Raw genomic sequence first — 13,334 nt, 5'->3', positions numbered from 1 at the left:
GAGCCCTTTTGGTTACTTTTGGGGCTCTTTTCCAAAAGTGACCCGCCGTAAGGGCGGAACCCTAAGCCGCCGTTACCTAAATAACGGATATGTACCCAACCCAACCCCACAAAAAAATACCCCACCAAAACCATCAACATTTCTTGATCGCCATCAAGCAGTTTCCACCCCCCACCTCCCTATCATCCCCTGGCCAAGCAATGAGGAAGCGACCATGTCAGAGACCTTCACCAAGGGCATGGCCAGGAATATCTACTTCGGAGGAAGCGTGTTCTTCTTCCTGATTTTCCTGGCCCTGACCTACCACACCGAACAAACCTTTCCCGCCCGCAGCAACGTCGACCAACTCACCGAATCTGTCGTTCGCGGCAAAGGCGTCTGGGAGCGCAACAACTGCGTCGGCTGCCACACCTTGCTGGGCGAGGGCGCTTATTTCGCGCCGGAGCTGGGCAATGTGTTCAAGCGCCGGGGCGGCGAAGAAGGGTTCAAGCCGTTCCTGCATGCCTGGATGAAGATGCAGCCCCTGGGTGTACCGGGGCGGCGGGCCATGCCGCAATTCAATCTCAGCGACCAGGAGGTGGACGATATGGCCGAGTTCCTCAAATGGAGCTCGAAGATCAATACCAATAACTGGCCACCGAACAAGGAGGGCTGAGCCATGCGCAGTGCCAATCCATACTTGAAATTCCAATCCCAGGCCGTGGCCAAACCCTACTTTGTGTTCGCCCTGATCCTGTTTCTCGGTCAGGTGCTGTTCGGTTTGATCATGGGCCTGCAATACGTCATCGGCGACTTTCTGTTCCCGTTGATCCCCTTCAACGTGGCACGGATGGTCCACACCAACCTGCTGATCGTGTGGCTGCTGTTCGGCTTTATGGGCGCGGCCTACTACCTGATACCCGAGGAGGCCGAACGCGAGCTGTACAGCCCGAAACTGGCGATCATTCTGTTCTGGGTGTTCGCTGCCGCCGGGGTGTTGACCATTCTCGGCTACCTGCTGGTGCCCTATGCGGCGCTGGCCAAGTTGACCCACAACGAGCTGCTGCCGACCATGGGGCGCGAGTTCCTGGAGCAACCGACGATCACTAAAATGGGCATCGTGGTGGTGTGCCTGGGCTTTCTGTACAACATCGGTATGACCCTGCTCAAGGGCCGCAAGACCACCGTCAGCATGGTGATGATGACCGGGCTGATAGGCCTTGCGGTGTTCTTCCTGTTCTCCTTCTACAACCCCGGCAACCTGGCGCGGGACAAGTTCTACTGGTGGTGGGTGGTGCATCTTTGGGTCGAAGGCGTGTGGGAGCTGATCATGGGCTCGATGCTGGCCTTCGTGCTGATCAAGGTCACCGGCGTCGACCGTGAAGTGGTGGAAAAATGGCTGTACGTGATCATCGCCATGGCCTTGATCACCGGGATCATCGGCACGGGCCACCACTTCTTCTGGATCGGTGCGCCTGAAGTGTGGCTGTGGGTTGGTTCGATCTTCTCGGCCCTGGAGCCGCTGCCGTTCCTGGCGATGGTGATGTTCGCCTTCACCATGGTGAAGCAACGTCGGCGCCAGCACCCCAACCGCGCGGCCACGTTGTGGGCCAAGGGCACCACGGTCACGGCGTTCTTCGGCGCGGGCGTGTGGGGGTTCCTGCACACCTTGGCACCGGTCAACTTCTACACCCACGGCACCCAGCTCACCGCCGCTCACGGGCACCTGGCGTTCTTCGGTGCCTACGCCATGATCGTGATGACACTGATCAGCTACGCCATGCCACGCCTGCGCGGTATCGGTGAAGCGCCGGACGCGCGTTCGCAAACCCTCGAAATCTGGGGCTTCTGGATGATGGTGCTGTCGATGGTGATGATCACGCTGTTCCTCACCGCCGCCGGGGCCGTGCAAGTCTGGCTGCAACGCTGGCAGGTGGACGGGGTGGCCTTGCCGTTCATGGCCACGGTGGAGCATTTGCAGGGACTGTTCTGGGCACGGTTGGTCAGTGGGGTGGTGTTCCTGCTTGGGCTGGTCTGCTACCTATGCAGCTTCCGGCAACGCGCCCGGATGGCTGGAGCACCGGTGGCGATCGTCTACTGAAGGTAACGCGGTCCAAATGTGGGAGGGGCGGTGCCCCTCCCACATTTGGACTGCAGTGTGCCTGTCAAATATCAAACAGTTGGAGCCCATCCCATGGCCTTTACCCTTGAATTGGAAGAGTGGGTCGGCAGTGCCTGGCACCGCTTTATCACCCGCCGCGCCAGTGTCGATTTTCCGCACGCGCGGGTCGATCTGGTCGACCGCCAGCGCAGCCTGGCCGTGTTGTTCCGCGCCTTGGGCGGTGCCAGCGGGATCGCCCTCGAAGCCGCCAGCGAACGCGACCTGCTGCTGCGCCGCAACCTGTTGATGCGCATCGCCGGCACCTGCAAGCACGCACCCCTGGCTTCCTGCGATGGCAATCGTCTGCGCCTGCCGTCGAGCCTGGCGGTGTACCCCACCGTCGCGTTGAATCTGGAGTTGTACCGCTGGCTGGCGCTGTTGGCCGCCCATGCAGGCCCCATGACCCATTGGGCCCGGGACAACCAACGCTGGACCTGGCTGCTGCTGCAACGCTACCCGGCGCTGCTGTCCAGCTACCAGCGCCTGGTGGACGCCCATATCACGCTGCGCCCCGACCCCGCCAGCCTGAGCCCCGCTGAAGCCGCCCTGGAAAAAGCCCTGCGCAAGGCCCTGCGCGAGCCCGGCAGCGTGCGCCATTTACCCCGCAGCGAACGCGCCGCCTGGCCGTTGCCCTTATGGCTTTACCCGCCATTGCACCTGGACACGCCCCAGGCCGTCGACCTTGAAGACGACGCCGACGACCTCGCCACCCCGTCCGGGGAGCAGCAGGGCGCGCCCAAACGCGCCAGCCGTGTGGATGACCACAGTCGCGATGGCGGCCTGCTGGTGGTGCGCCTGGAAAACCTGTTCAGCTGGACCGAGCACGTCGACCTCGATCGCTGGGCCGACGACAGTGAGGACCCGGACGCCGCCCGCGTCGCCGAAGACCTCGACCAGTTGAGCCTGTCGCGCCAGCGCGTGCGCAAGAGCGGCGGCTTGAAGCTGCACCTCGACCTGCCGCCCGCCGACGTCGATGACATCCCCCTCGGCGAGGGCATCAAGCTGCCCGAGTGGGACTACCGTCAACAATGCCTGCAACCTGGTTTCGTCAATCTGCAACTGATGCAGCCACGTGCCGATGCACCGCAACCGTTACCGGCCCGATTACTCGGCCCGGCCCAGCGCCTGCGCCGTCAATTCCAGCAACTGCGCACCGACCGCCAATGGCTGCGCCAGCAACCTCAAGGCGCGGAACTGGACCTGCAAGCCTGGGTGGATTTCCACGTGCAACGCCAACACGGCGCCTGCACCGAACGCGGCTTGTACCAGGAGCAGCGTCACACACGACGAGACCTGGCATGCCTGCTGCTGGCGGACCTGTCGATGTCCACCGACGCGCATTTGAACGACGAGCAAAAGGTCATCGACGTGATCCGTGACAGCCTGTTGCTGTTTGGTGAAAGCCTGGCCGGGTTGGGAGATGCGTTTGCGCTGTATGGCTTCTCGTCCCTGCGCCGCCATCAGGTGCGCCTGCAACAGCTCAAGACGTTCGAGCAAGCCTATGACGACCGCACGCGTGGCTGTATCCAGGCGCTCAAGCCGGGTTACTACACGCGCATGGGCGCCGCTATTCGCCAAGCCACCCACCTGCTGGGGGCGTGCAAACAGCGGCGCAAGTTGTTGTTGCTACTGACTGATGGCAAACCCAATGACCTGGATTTGTATGAGGGCCGCTACGGGGTTGAAGACACCCGTCAGGCAGTGGTCGAGGCGCGGCGCCAGGGCCTGATTCCGTTCTGCATCACCATCGACAAACAGGCCGGGGACTACTTGCCCTACATGTTCGGTGCTCATGGCTACACCCTGATCCGTCAACCGGAGCAGTTGCCGCTGCGGTTGCCCCAGCTGTACCGGCAACTGACCGAGGGTCAGTAGAAGTCGCGCGGCAACCAGAAGAACATCGCGATGCAAAACAGCGTCAGGCTCAGGCAGAACCACTGGAAACGCCTCAAGCGAAGGGCCTGTACGCCGGCGTCCGAGGCGGGCAGGGCCATGCCGCAATCCGTGCACTGCTCATGCTTGTCGGCATTGCGCTGTTGGCAGTACAGGCAGGTTTTCACTCGAATTGCTCCAGGCGCAGCCGGTCCAGAATGGCGATCTGGCGTCCGTCCTGGGTGATGATTTTTTCATCGATCAGGCGCCGGATAATCCGCGAGAAGGTCTCCGGCTGGATCGACAGGTGCCCGGCAATCAACTGCTTGGCCATGGGCAGTTCGAACGTGGCGTCGGTGCTGTGCAGGCGCATCAGTTGGGTCAGCAGGTAGCGCACCACGCGGTGGGTGGCGTTCTTCAGTGACAGGGTTTCGATCTCGTTGACCCGCTGGTGCAAGCGCACGCACAACGTGCCGAGCAGGGCGAAGGTCAGGCGGCTGTTGCTGTGCAGCAGGCGCATGTAGGTGGCGTTGGACAAACGGTACAACTGGGTGGGGCACACCGCTTCGGCGCAGGCCACGTAGTTGGGGGTGTCCATCAGCATCATGGCTTCGGCGAAGGTCTGGCGCTCGCCGATCACTTCGAAGACCTTCTCCTGGCCGTCGGGGGTCAAGCGGTAGATCTTCACCGCACCGGCAATCACGAAGTAAAACGCATCGGCCGGTTCGCCCTGGCGGAACAGCGGCTCGCCCTTGTCGATACTCAGCAACTGGCTGTTGCCCATCAGCTCGTTGAGTTCTTCGTCGTTCAGCGGTTCGAACAGGTGATGGCTGCGCAGGATCTGGTGGTGCACGCGATGCAGCACCATGCCCGGTTCCTTGAACAGCAGTGGTGCGTTCACACCAGCACCAGCGAAAGCCCGCTGGCGGCGGCTAGCATGGAGCCGAGGATCACAAACCAGGCGAGGGGGACATAGGCGTTTTTCATCATGGCTCCGGGGTGCGGTGTGGATATAGGCGCGAGGGTAATCCCTTGGCCCCGATAGCGACTTGATCTACGACAAGGGCAACGCACGCCCATCGGCGCAAGATTGCCGCAGTCCTGAAGGGAGACCGTGTTATGCAAGTGCTCGATCGGCGCAAGGCAATGTCGATTACCCCGTTGTTTCGCCTGGCCTTCCGGCCATTCTTCCTCGGCGCCTGTGTATTGGCGGCGCTGGCAATCCCCTTGTGGCTGCTGGCCCTGGGCGGGCACCTCGGCACCTGGCAACCCGCCGGCGGCTGGCTGGCCTGGCATCGGCATGAACTGCTGTTCGGCTTTGGCCTGGCGATCATCGCCGGCTTCCTGCTCACGGCAGTGCAGACCTGGACCGGCCGCCCAGGCATCAGCGGCAATGCCCTGGCGCTGCTTGCCGGTGTGTGGCTGGCCGCGCGCCTGGGGTGGCTGTTCAACCTGCACTGGCCGCTGCTGGCGGTGCTGGAACTGACCTTCCCCCTGGCCGTGGCCGGCGTGATGGGCTGGACCCTGTGGCAGGTACGCCAGAAGCGCAACTACCCGATCGTGCTGGTGCTGGCGCTGCTGACCGTGGCCGATGCGCTGTCGCTGTATGGCTTGCTGCGCAATGACCCAGGCCTGCAACGCCAGGCGGTGCTCACCGGCCTGTGGCTGGTGGCGGCGATGATGGGCCTGATCGGCGGGCGGGTGATTCCGTTTTTCACCCAGCGCGGTCTGGGCCGGGTCGAGGCGGTCAAACCCTGGCCATGGCTGGACCGGGCGTTGCTCGGGGCTTCGCTGCTGGTCGCCGTGCTGTATGCCGCCGGGCCTGCGCTGGCCGCCAACCCAGGGATCGGCCTGCTGTTCGCCGCCCTTGGACTGGGGCACTTATTGCGCCTGGTGCGCTGGCATGATCGCGGGCTGTGGCGGGTGCCGTTGCTCTGGTCGTTGCACCTGGCGTACGCCTGGCTCGCTGTGGCCTGCCTGGGCATGGCGCTGTGGCACTTCGGCGCGCCCCTCAATCCCAGCCTGGCCGTGCATGCATTGACCATCGGCGCCATGGCCGGGCTGATCCTGGCGATGATCGCCCGCGTCAGCCTGGGCCACACCGGCCGCCCGTTGCAGCCGCCCGCAGGGATGACCCTGGCCTTTGGGCTGCTGAACCTGGCATGTGTGTGCCGGGTGGCGCTGGTACTGCTGTTGCCGATGGCCGCGTTGTGGCTGGCGGGTGTGTGCTGGACCGTCGGGCTCGGCCTGTACCTGTGGCGGTATGGCCCGATGCTGTGGCAGGCACGGGTCGATGGGCATCCAGGCTAGGAGGACGTCATGCTTTATTCCACCTTGTTGATCGTGCATCTGCTGGCGGCGATTGCGTTTATCGGCACGCTGTTTTTCGAAGTGGTGATCTGGCACAGAGCCCGTGAGGAACTGGCCTGGTCCGCGCAGTTCACCTCCGACCACGCCATTGCACGGCGTTCGCGCCAGGTACTGCACGGCGTGGTGGTGTTGCTGTACGGCGCGGGCATCGGCCTGGCCTGGCACTATCGCGGGCTGTTGGCGGTGCCCTGGGCCAGCCATTTCGCGGCGCTGCTGAGCCTGAAAATCCTGCTGGCCCTGAGCATCATCGGCCATTACCTGTGGCTGGCGTACCTGCTGAGTCACCAGCGCTTGAGCCCGAGGCGTGCGACGTGGATTCGTCGCAGCATCCTGGGACATATGGTGGTGATTGTGATCGTGGCCAAGCTGATGTTGCGTTGATCAGGCGGCGGGCTTCAGTGTCTGGATGAACAACACGTCGTTCTCCAGGCGGATGTGGTCGCGCGGGTGTTGCTGCGGTAATGGAGTGAGATCCAGAGCAGATTGATATCTACCTGATGTGCAGAGATCAAATGTGGGAGGGGCGGTGCGACGATTCGACTTGCTCCCGATGGCGGCATGACAGCCGACCAGGATTTGGGATCAGACCGAGTACATATCCGTTGCTGCGGTAACGGCCACTTAGGGTTCCGCTCTTACAGCGGGTCACTTTTGGAGGGACCCAAAAGTAACCAAAAGGTCCTCGCCCCAACACTCGGCACCTCGCTTAGGCTCGGTGTGCCCTCACTCCGGCTTTGGAGCGTGGGCCGCCGCGATGGGCCATCCTTGGCCCAGCGCGGCTAACCCGGCGTCCTGCCGGGTTACCCACGCTCCAAAGCCTGCGTTCGGCCAGCGTGTTTGACGGGGCGCCTGAGATCAAGATCAAAAGCCAGAGCCAGAGCAACAGCAACGCGATCCGTTGTGTAGCCCCCCACACCTCAAGCAATCACATGCGGCGTCATGCCACGGGCGAATGTTGATCGTGGTCAAGGGATAACGGCGCGGTAGTTCCCACACTGTGGCGAACTTTCTGGAGGACCGTGTCATGCCCCTGTCTCTTGCGCAATTGCGCCGCAACTACACCCTTTATGGCCTGCGTGATGACTTGGTGCAGGACGATCCCTTGGTGCTGTTCGGCCAGTGGCTGGATCAGGCGCGTAAAACCGAGGTGCCTCCGGCGGAGGCCAATAGCATGGCGCTGGCCACCGTGGACAGCCAGGGCCATGCGCATTGCCGCATCCTGCTGCTCAAGGGTTTCAGTGCCGAGGGCTTTTTCTTTTTCGGGCATTACCAGAGTGCCAAGGGTGAGGAGTTGGCGAGCAATCCCCATGCGGCCATGACGTTTTTCTGGCCGGGGCTGGAGCGTCAGGTGCGTATCGAAGGCCCGGTGGTGCGGGCGGAGGCGCAGCTGTCGGACGATTATTTCGATGCGCGCCCGGCTGCCAGTCAATTGGGTGCCTGGGCCTCGCCGCAAAGCCAGCCCCTTAGCCATCGCAGCGAGTTGGAAAGCCGCCTGCGTGACGTCACCGAGCGTTTCGCCGGGCAGCAACCGCCGCGGCCCGAGCATTGGGGCGGCTACCGCCTGCAACCGCAGCGCATCGAATTCTGGCAGGGCCGGCCCGACCGTCTGCATGACCGTCTCGACTACCGCCTGCATGCCGGCACGTGGCAGCGCACGCGCCTGGCCCCCTGAACGAGATACCTCCTTGGAGGAATAGGCCCTGCGCCCGTTGCGGCGCAGGCTGACGGCAACTTTCTTCACGCCTGGAGCCTTGATCATGGCCCATTTGAAACAACGCACTTTCGTGCCCCTGAACATCGCCGTGCTGACCATCAGTGACACCCGTACCCTCGACACCGACACCTCCGGCCAGACCCTGGTGGACCGCCTCGAAAGTGCCGGGCATGTGCTCATCGACCGTGGCCTGGTGATCGACGACGTCTACCAGATTCGTGCGCAAGTCTCGCTGTGGATCGCCGACCCCGAGGTGCAAGTGGTGCTGATGACCGGCGGCACCGGTTTCACTGCCCGTGACAACACGCCCCAGGCGGTGTTGCCGTTGCTGGACAAACATGTCGAAGGCTTCGGTGAGCTGTTCCGCCAGGTGTCCCTGGCCGAGATCGGCACCTCCACCTTGCAGTCCCGCGCGTTGGCCGGCATCAGCAACGGCGTGCTGGTGTGCTGCATGCCGGGCTCGCCGGGCGCGTGTCGCACCGGCTGGGACCAGATCCTGGCGGGGCAGTTGGACAGCCGCACGGGCCCGTGCAATTTCGTGCCGCACCTCAAGCCCCAGCCTGAGCAAATCCTGCAAGCCTGCGAGTCGCGTTCATGAGTGCCTCGGTGTGTGACAGCGGCCACCTGATGCCGGTGGACGAGGCCATCGCCACGCTGCTGGCCCAGGCGCCGCCACCGCCGAGCACCCAGGTGATTGGCCTGGAGCAGGCGCTGGGGCGAGTGGTCGCTGAAGAGTTGTTCTCACCTCTGGATTTGCCCGGTTTCGACAACAGCGCCATGGACGGCTACGCCCTGCGCGCCGAGGACGTGCCGGCCGAAGGCGGCTACCTGATGCTCGCCGGGCGCATTGCGGCGGGCCAGCACAGCAAGGTGAGCGTGCAGGCCGGGCAGGCCGTGCGCATCTTTACCGGTGCGCCGCTACCGCCTGGTGCTGACACGGTGGTGCCCCAGGAGCGTTGCCGCCTGTACGGCCAGCGCATCTGGTGCCCGCCGGTACGTCTCGGCGAGCATGTGCGCAAGCAGGGTGAAGAGCTGCAGCGCGGGCAGACCCTGATCGCCGTCGGCAAGCGCCTGCGCGCCCAGGACATCGGCTTGCTGGCCTCGGCCGGCATCCCTCGGTTGAAAGTCTATCGCCCGCTGCGGGTGTGCCTGCTCAGCAGCGGCAACGAGCTGCGTGATCCGGGCGAGGCGCTGGTGCCGGGGCAGATCTACAACAGCAACCGCTATGCCCTGGCCGCGTTATTGCGTGGCTGGGGCGTGGACGTGCACGACTACGGCGTGATGGCGGATGAACTGGCCGCCAGCCGTGATGCGCTGGCCCTGGCCTCTTCCGAATGCGACCTGTTGCTGACCTCTGCCGGTGTGTCGGTGGGGGAGGAGGACCATCTCAAGCAGGCCATCGAAGAACTCGGCCGCGTGGACTTCTGGCGCCTGGCGATTCAGCCCGGCAAGCCCCTGGCGTTTGGCGAAGTGGCGGGCAAACCGTGGCTGGGCCTGCCCGGTAACCCGTCGGCGGCGCTGATCACCGCGTTGGTGGTGGTGCGTCCGTTCCTGCTGCGCGCCCAAGGTATGGAGCGGGTGCTGCCGGTGCCGATCCAGGTGCCGGCCGCGTTTGAATGGCTCAAGCCCAATAAGCGCCGCCAGTACCTGCGCGCACGCCTGAGCCCCGGCGAGGACGGGCAACTGCGCGCCGTGCTGCACCCCCAGCAAAGCTCGGCGATGCTGACCGCCGCCTGTTGGGCCGATGGCCTGGTGATCGTCGAACGTGAGCATCAGGTGCTCAAGGATGAACCGGTGCCGTTTGTGTCTTTCGCTGAATTTCTCTGAGGAGCCCCCATGCAACTGGTCTGCCCGGCAGGCAACCTGCCTGCGCTCAAAGCCGCCGTGCGCCAAGGCGCCGATGCGGTGTATGTCGGTTTTCGCGATGACACCAATGCCCGGCATTTCGCCGGGTTGAACATGGACGACAAACAGTTCGACGGTGCCGTCGCCTTTATTCGCCAGCACCAGCGCAAGCTGTACGTGGCGGTTAATACTTACCCGCAACCGAAGATCTGGGCACGCTGGCAACGCGCCGTCGACCGCGCGGCGGACCACGGCGTGGACGCCCTGATCGCCGCCGACCCCGGCGTGCTCGACTATGCCAGCCGCCAGCATCCGCACATGGCGTTGCACCTGTCGGTACAGGGCTCGGCCACCCACGCGGCGGCGCTGAAGTTCTATGCCGAACGCTATGGCATTCGCCGCGCGGTATTGCCCCGTGTGCTGTCCCTGGCCCAGGTCAAACAGGTGGCGGCGAGCAGCCCGGTGCCCATCGAAGTGTTCGGTTTTGGCAGCCTGTGCATCATGGCCGAGGGGCGTTGCCACTTGTCTTCCTACATCACCGGCGAGTCGCCCAACCTGTGCGGCGTGTGCTCGCCGGCCAAGGCGGTGCGCTGGAGCGAAGATGCCGAGGGCTTGAGCGCGCGCCTGAGCGACGTGCTGATCGACCGCTACACGCCCGACGAACCCGCCGGCTACCCGACCCTGTGCAAGGGCCGCTTCCTGGTCGGCGGCAAGCGCTTCCATGCCCTCGAAGAACCCACCAGCCTCGACACCCTCGACCTGGTGCCGGAGCTCAGCGCCATCGGTGTCGAAGCGGTCAAGATTGAAGGCCGGCAACGCAGCCCGGCGTATGTGGAACAAGTCACCCGGGTCTGGCGCGCCGCGCTCGACGCCCACCGCAGCGCGCCGGCCAGCTTTGTGGTCAAGGACCAATGGCGCCAGGTGCTGGCCGGGTTATCCGAAGGCAGCCAGACCACACTCGGCGCCTACCATCGTGCATGGCAGTGAGGAGACACAGATGAAACTCAGCCTGGGACCGGTGCTGTTTTATTGGGATAAGGAACACCTGGGGCGCTTCTACTCGGACATGGCCGGCTTGCCTCTGGACGTGATTTACCTGGGCGAAACCGTGTGCGCCAAACGCCGCGCGTTCTCCCTGGATCATTGGTTGGGTCTGGGCCGGGAGCTGCAAACCTACAGCTCGGCGCAGATCGTGTTGTCGAGCCTGACCTTGATCGAAGCCGCCTCCGAACTCTCGAGCCTGCGCCGCCTGTGTGACAACGGCGAGTTGCTGGTGGAGGCCAACGACATGGGCGCGGTGCAGATGCTGATCGAGCGCAAACTGCCCTTTGTCGGCGGCCCGGCGCTCAACCTCTACAACGGTCACGCGCTGGTGCAACTGCTCGACGCGGGCATGCAACGCTGGGTGCCGCCGGTGGAGTGCTCCCAGGGCCTGATCGCCGACGTGCTGGAACAGGTGCGCGAATTGGGCCGGCCATTGCCCGAGGTGGAAATCTTCGCCTACGGCCATTTGCCCCTGGCCTACTCGGCGCGTTGCTTCACCGCCCGTGCAGAGAACCGCCCCAAGGACGACTGCCAGTTCTGCTGCATCAACTACCCCGACGGCATGGCGCTGACCAGCCAGGAAGGGCAGGCGTTGTTCACCTTGAACGGCATTCAGACCATGTCGGCCGACGTTACCAACCTGCTGGCCGATTACCCCGGCCTGGTGTCCTGTGGTGCGAACCTGTTGCGCCTGAGCCCCCGGGCCGAAGGCATGGTCGAGGTGGTGCGCGCCTTCGACCACGTGCGCCAGGGTGCCACGCCGCCGCTGTATGTCGATGGCTGCAACGGCTATTGGCACGGCCAGGCGGGCATGTTGCGGGTTGAGGAGGTGGGGCTGTGTTGAGTCGTAAACAATGGCTGCTCAAGGGTGCCGACCGGTTGTTGCCATTGATCCGCCGCGTGCCGTTTGGCGTGCAGCGTCTGGCCTTGCAGCAAGCCCTCAACCGCTGCCTGGCCGAGCCCCTGCGCGACGGTGGGTTTGACCTGCTGCGTGGGCGTTGGATGTGTTTGCGTATTCCTGACCTGGGGTTGTGCTGGTACCTGACCTTGGCGCGGGACGGGTTGCGGATTGCGCAAAAGGCCGAGGCGCAGGTAAGCATCAGTGGCAACTGGCGGGAGTTCTTGTTGCTCGCCAGCCGGCAGGAAGATCCGGATACGTTGTTCTTTCGGCGCCGGTTGGTGATTGAGGGGGATACGGAGTTGGGGTTGGGGTTGAAGAATTTGATCGACAGTTTGGACCCGGATGTGTTGCCGCCTTGGTTGTGGCGGAACTTGGAGCGGGCGGGGCGGGGGGTGGTGGTTTGATCGGTTTGTTTGGGCCGGACTCGGTCAAAAATATGGGAGGGGGCTTGCCCCCGATGAGGGCGTGTCAGTCACTTATTTGCTAACTGACCCGACGCCATCGGGGGCACTGAATCAACCAGCCTGGTAACCCATCAACTGTTCTTCGCACACGATCCGAATGGTGCGCCGCTGCACCTCGATCAACCCGCCTTCCACCAGCCGGTGCAGGATCCTTGAAAAGGTCTCCGGCTGGATCCCCAGCTTCGACGCCACCAGGCGCTTGGGCACTTGCAGCACCACCTCGCCACTCAGCGCATCGCGCTCCTGGAACAGGAAGTTGATCACCCGGCGGCTGGCGTTGGCCAGGGTCAGGGTGTCGATGTCCTTGAGGCGTTGGTGCAGGTGGATGCTCATGCTGGCGAGGATTGCCAGGCAAATTTTCGGCTGGTCTTCCAGGGCCCGGCGGTAGTGCTGGCCTTCGATGCTGACCAGCACGCTGTCTTTGAGCGCGGTGGCGCTCACCGGATAGGCCTTGGCCTGGGTGAACAGCAGCGCTTCGGCAAAGGTCTGGCCGGGCTGGATGACTTCCACCAGGTGTTCCTGGCCTTCACCCGTGACCCGATGCAACTTGATCTGGCCGCTGACCAGCAGGAAAAAACGCTCAGCCGCGTCGCCCTGGTGCATCAAGGGCGCATGGCCGGGCAGGCGCTTGAGATTGGCCAGAGTGCAGACGTCCTGGAAGGTTTTTTCCGGGAGCTGACTGAACAGGTGATGGCGACGCAGGGTCAGGACGATGTGGGGATGGGTGAGCATGTTTGGGCCTCCGCAATGGGGTAGCGTAGGGGGCTTGGTGCGGGGTTGATATGCCTCTGTGGGGGTACCTCTTGCGGGGTTTGTGTGAAAAATGTGAGAGGGGGCTTGCCCCCGATGAGGGAGTGTCAGTCACTTATTTTTTAACTGACCCGGCGCTATCGGGGGCAAGCTGAACTGGCCTAATGATTTTGGACACTTCAATCGGGCGCTATGATAGCGCCCAAATCTGAGGTGTTTGGATATGCGTAAATC

Annotated in this window: 14 protein-coding genes; 11 read left to right on the top strand and 3 right to left on the bottom strand. The window is 63.6% G+C overall.

Annotated features, from left to right (window positions below; translation table 11 throughout):
* The first annotated feature begins 214 nt into the window (after positions 1 to 214).
* The 3 genes from FBY10_RS31340 (at position 215) to FBY10_RS31330 (ending at position 4,015) form a co-directional block, all read left to right on the top strand.
* Positions 215 to 655 (top strand): cytochrome c, encoded by a 441-nt coding sequence (locus FBY10_RS31340; RefSeq protein ID WP_027607193.1) that lies wholly within the window; start codon positions 215 to 217, stop codon positions 653 to 655.
* Between the two features lie 3 nt (positions 656 to 658).
* Positions 659 to 2,080, top strand: a complete 1,422-nt coding sequence (locus FBY10_RS31335; protein WP_131699949.1) for a cbb3-type cytochrome c oxidase subunit I — start codon at positions 659 to 661, stop codon at positions 2,078 to 2,080.
* 93 nt (positions 2,081 to 2,173) lie between these two features.
* Positions 2,174 to 4,015, top strand: coding sequence for a nitric oxide reductase activation protein NorD (locus FBY10_RS31330; protein WP_131699950.1), 1,842 nt, complete (start codon positions 2,174 to 2,176; stop codon positions 4,013 to 4,015).
* Here FBY10_RS31330 and FBY10_RS31325 read toward each other — a convergent pair.
* Together FBY10_RS31325 and FBY10_RS31320 are read right to left on the bottom strand one after the other, a co-directional pair.
* A complete protein-coding gene (locus FBY10_RS31325; protein WP_090403099.1) occupies positions 4,009 to 4,200 on the bottom strand; it encodes a protein DnrP in 192 nt (63 codons plus the stop codon). The genes FBY10_RS31330 and FBY10_RS31325 overlap by 7 nt on opposite strands.
* Positions 4,197 to 4,880 (bottom strand): Crp/Fnr family transcriptional regulator, encoded by a 684-nt coding sequence (locus tag FBY10_RS31320; RefSeq protein WP_053134436.1) that lies wholly within the window; start codon positions 4,878 to 4,880, stop codon positions 4,197 to 4,199. Before FBY10_RS31320 ends, FBY10_RS31325 begins: the two co-directional genes overlap by 4 nt.
* A 251-nt stretch (positions 4,881 to 5,131) precedes the next feature.
* Between FBY10_RS31320 and FBY10_RS31315 the strand changes: the two genes are divergently transcribed.
* The 8 genes from FBY10_RS31315 (at position 5,132) to FBY10_RS31275 (ending at position 12,290) form a co-directional block, all read left to right on the top strand.
* Positions 5,132 to 6,322 carry an NnrS family protein gene (locus FBY10_RS31315; RefSeq protein ID WP_145338881.1) on the top strand — a complete coding sequence of 397 codons (1,191 nt, stop codon included), beginning with the start codon at positions 5,132 to 5,134 and terminating at the stop codon, positions 6,320 to 6,322.
* 9 nt (positions 6,323 to 6,331) lie between these two features.
* Positions 6,332 to 6,763 (top strand): hypothetical protein, encoded by a 432-nt coding sequence (locus FBY10_RS31310; RefSeq protein WP_145338880.1) that lies wholly within the window; start codon positions 6,332 to 6,334, stop codon positions 6,761 to 6,763.
* A gap of 643 nt (positions 6,764 to 7,406) precedes the next feature.
* Positions 7,407 to 8,054, top strand: coding sequence for a pyridoxamine 5'-phosphate oxidase (gene pdxH, locus FBY10_RS31300; protein WP_131699953.1), 648 nt, complete (start codon positions 7,407 to 7,409; stop codon positions 8,052 to 8,054).
* A gap of 85 nt (positions 8,055 to 8,139) precedes the next feature.
* Positions 8,140 to 8,694, top strand: a complete 555-nt coding sequence (moaB, locus tag FBY10_RS31295) for a molybdenum cofactor biosynthesis protein B (RefSeq protein ID WP_145338879.1) — start codon at positions 8,140 to 8,142, stop codon at positions 8,692 to 8,694.
* Positions 8,691 to 9,923 carry a gephyrin-like molybdotransferase Glp gene (gene glp, locus FBY10_RS31290; protein ID WP_145338878.1) on the top strand — a complete coding sequence of 411 codons (1,233 nt, stop codon included), beginning with the start codon at positions 8,691 to 8,693 and terminating at the stop codon, positions 9,921 to 9,923. Before moaB ends, glp begins: the two co-directional genes overlap by 4 nt.
* A 9-nt stretch (positions 9,924 to 9,932) precedes the next feature.
* Positions 9,933 to 10,928: a peptidase U32 family protein gene (locus FBY10_RS31285; RefSeq protein WP_131699956.1), complete on the top strand. Its 996-nt coding sequence runs from the start codon at positions 9,933 to 9,935 to the stop codon at positions 10,926 to 10,928.
* Between the two features lie 10 nt (positions 10,929 to 10,938).
* On the top strand, positions 10,939 to 11,829 hold the full coding sequence (locus FBY10_RS31280) for a U32 family peptidase (protein ID WP_131699957.1): 891 nt from the start codon (positions 10,939 to 10,941) through the stop codon (positions 11,827 to 11,829).
* Positions 11,823 to 12,290 carry an SCP2 domain-containing protein gene (locus FBY10_RS31275; protein ID WP_131699958.1) on the top strand — a complete coding sequence of 156 codons (468 nt, stop codon included), beginning with the start codon at positions 11,823 to 11,825 and terminating at the stop codon, positions 12,288 to 12,290. Before FBY10_RS31280 ends, FBY10_RS31275 begins: the two co-directional genes overlap by 7 nt.
* A gap of 111 nt (positions 12,291 to 12,401) precedes the next feature.
* Here the strand turns inward: FBY10_RS31275 and FBY10_RS31270 are convergent, their stop codons facing one another.
* The gene (locus tag FBY10_RS31270) at positions 12,402 to 13,082 is read right to left on the bottom strand and encodes a Crp/Fnr family transcriptional regulator (RefSeq protein WP_131699959.1); all 681 of its coding nucleotides are present in this window, start codon (positions 13,080 to 13,082) and stop codon (positions 12,402 to 12,404) included.
* Positions 13,083 to 13,334 lie beyond the last annotated feature (252 nt).

The sequence above is a fragment of the Pseudomonas sp. SJZ103 genome (genome assembly GCF_007828335.1).
GTDB lineage: Bacteria > Pseudomonadota > Gammaproteobacteria > Pseudomonadales > Pseudomonadaceae > Aquipseudomonas.
This window is presented reverse-complemented; position numbering and strand designations above follow the sequence as displayed.

What these genes read in the sequence shown, in the direction of transcription:
- FBY10_RS31340 (WP_027607193.1), top strand. Translation starts at nt 215, where the DNA reads ATGTCAGAGACCTTCACCAAGGGCATGGCCAGGAATATCTACTTCGGA.
- FBY10_RS31335 (WP_131699949.1), top strand. Translation starts at nt 659, where the DNA reads ATGCGCAGTGCCAATCCATACTTGAAATTCCAATCCCAGGCCGTGGCC.
- FBY10_RS31330 (WP_131699950.1), top strand. Translation starts at nt 2,174, where the DNA reads ATGGCCTTTACCCTTGAATTGGAAGAGTGGGTCGGCAGTGCCTGGCAC.
- FBY10_RS31320 (WP_053134436.1), bottom strand. Translation starts at nt 4,880, where the DNA reads ATGGTGCTGCATCGCGTGCACCACCAGATCCTGCGCAGCCATCACCTG.
- FBY10_RS31315 (WP_145338881.1), top strand. Translation starts at nt 5,132, where the DNA reads ATGCAAGTGCTCGATCGGCGCAAGGCAATGTCGATTACCCCGTTGTTT.
- FBY10_RS31310 (WP_145338880.1), top strand. Translation starts at nt 6,332, where the DNA reads ATGCTTTATTCCACCTTGTTGATCGTGCATCTGCTGGCGGCGATTGCG.
- pdxH (WP_131699953.1), top strand. Translation starts at nt 7,407, where the DNA reads ATGCCCCTGTCTCTTGCGCAATTGCGCCGCAACTACACCCTTTATGGC.
- moaB (WP_145338879.1), top strand. Translation starts at nt 8,140, where the DNA reads ATGGCCCATTTGAAACAACGCACTTTCGTGCCCCTGAACATCGCCGTG.
- glp (WP_145338878.1), top strand. Translation starts at nt 8,691, where the DNA reads ATGAGTGCCTCGGTGTGTGACAGCGGCCACCTGATGCCGGTGGACGAG.
- FBY10_RS31285 (WP_131699956.1), top strand. Translation starts at nt 9,933, where the DNA reads ATGCAACTGGTCTGCCCGGCAGGCAACCTGCCTGCGCTCAAAGCCGCC.
- FBY10_RS31280 (WP_131699957.1), top strand. Translation starts at nt 10,939, where the DNA reads ATGAAACTCAGCCTGGGACCGGTGCTGTTTTATTGGGATAAGGAACAC.
- FBY10_RS31270 (WP_131699959.1), bottom strand. Translation starts at nt 13,082, where the DNA reads ATGCTCACCCATCCCCACATCGTCCTGACCCTGCGTCGCCATCACCTG.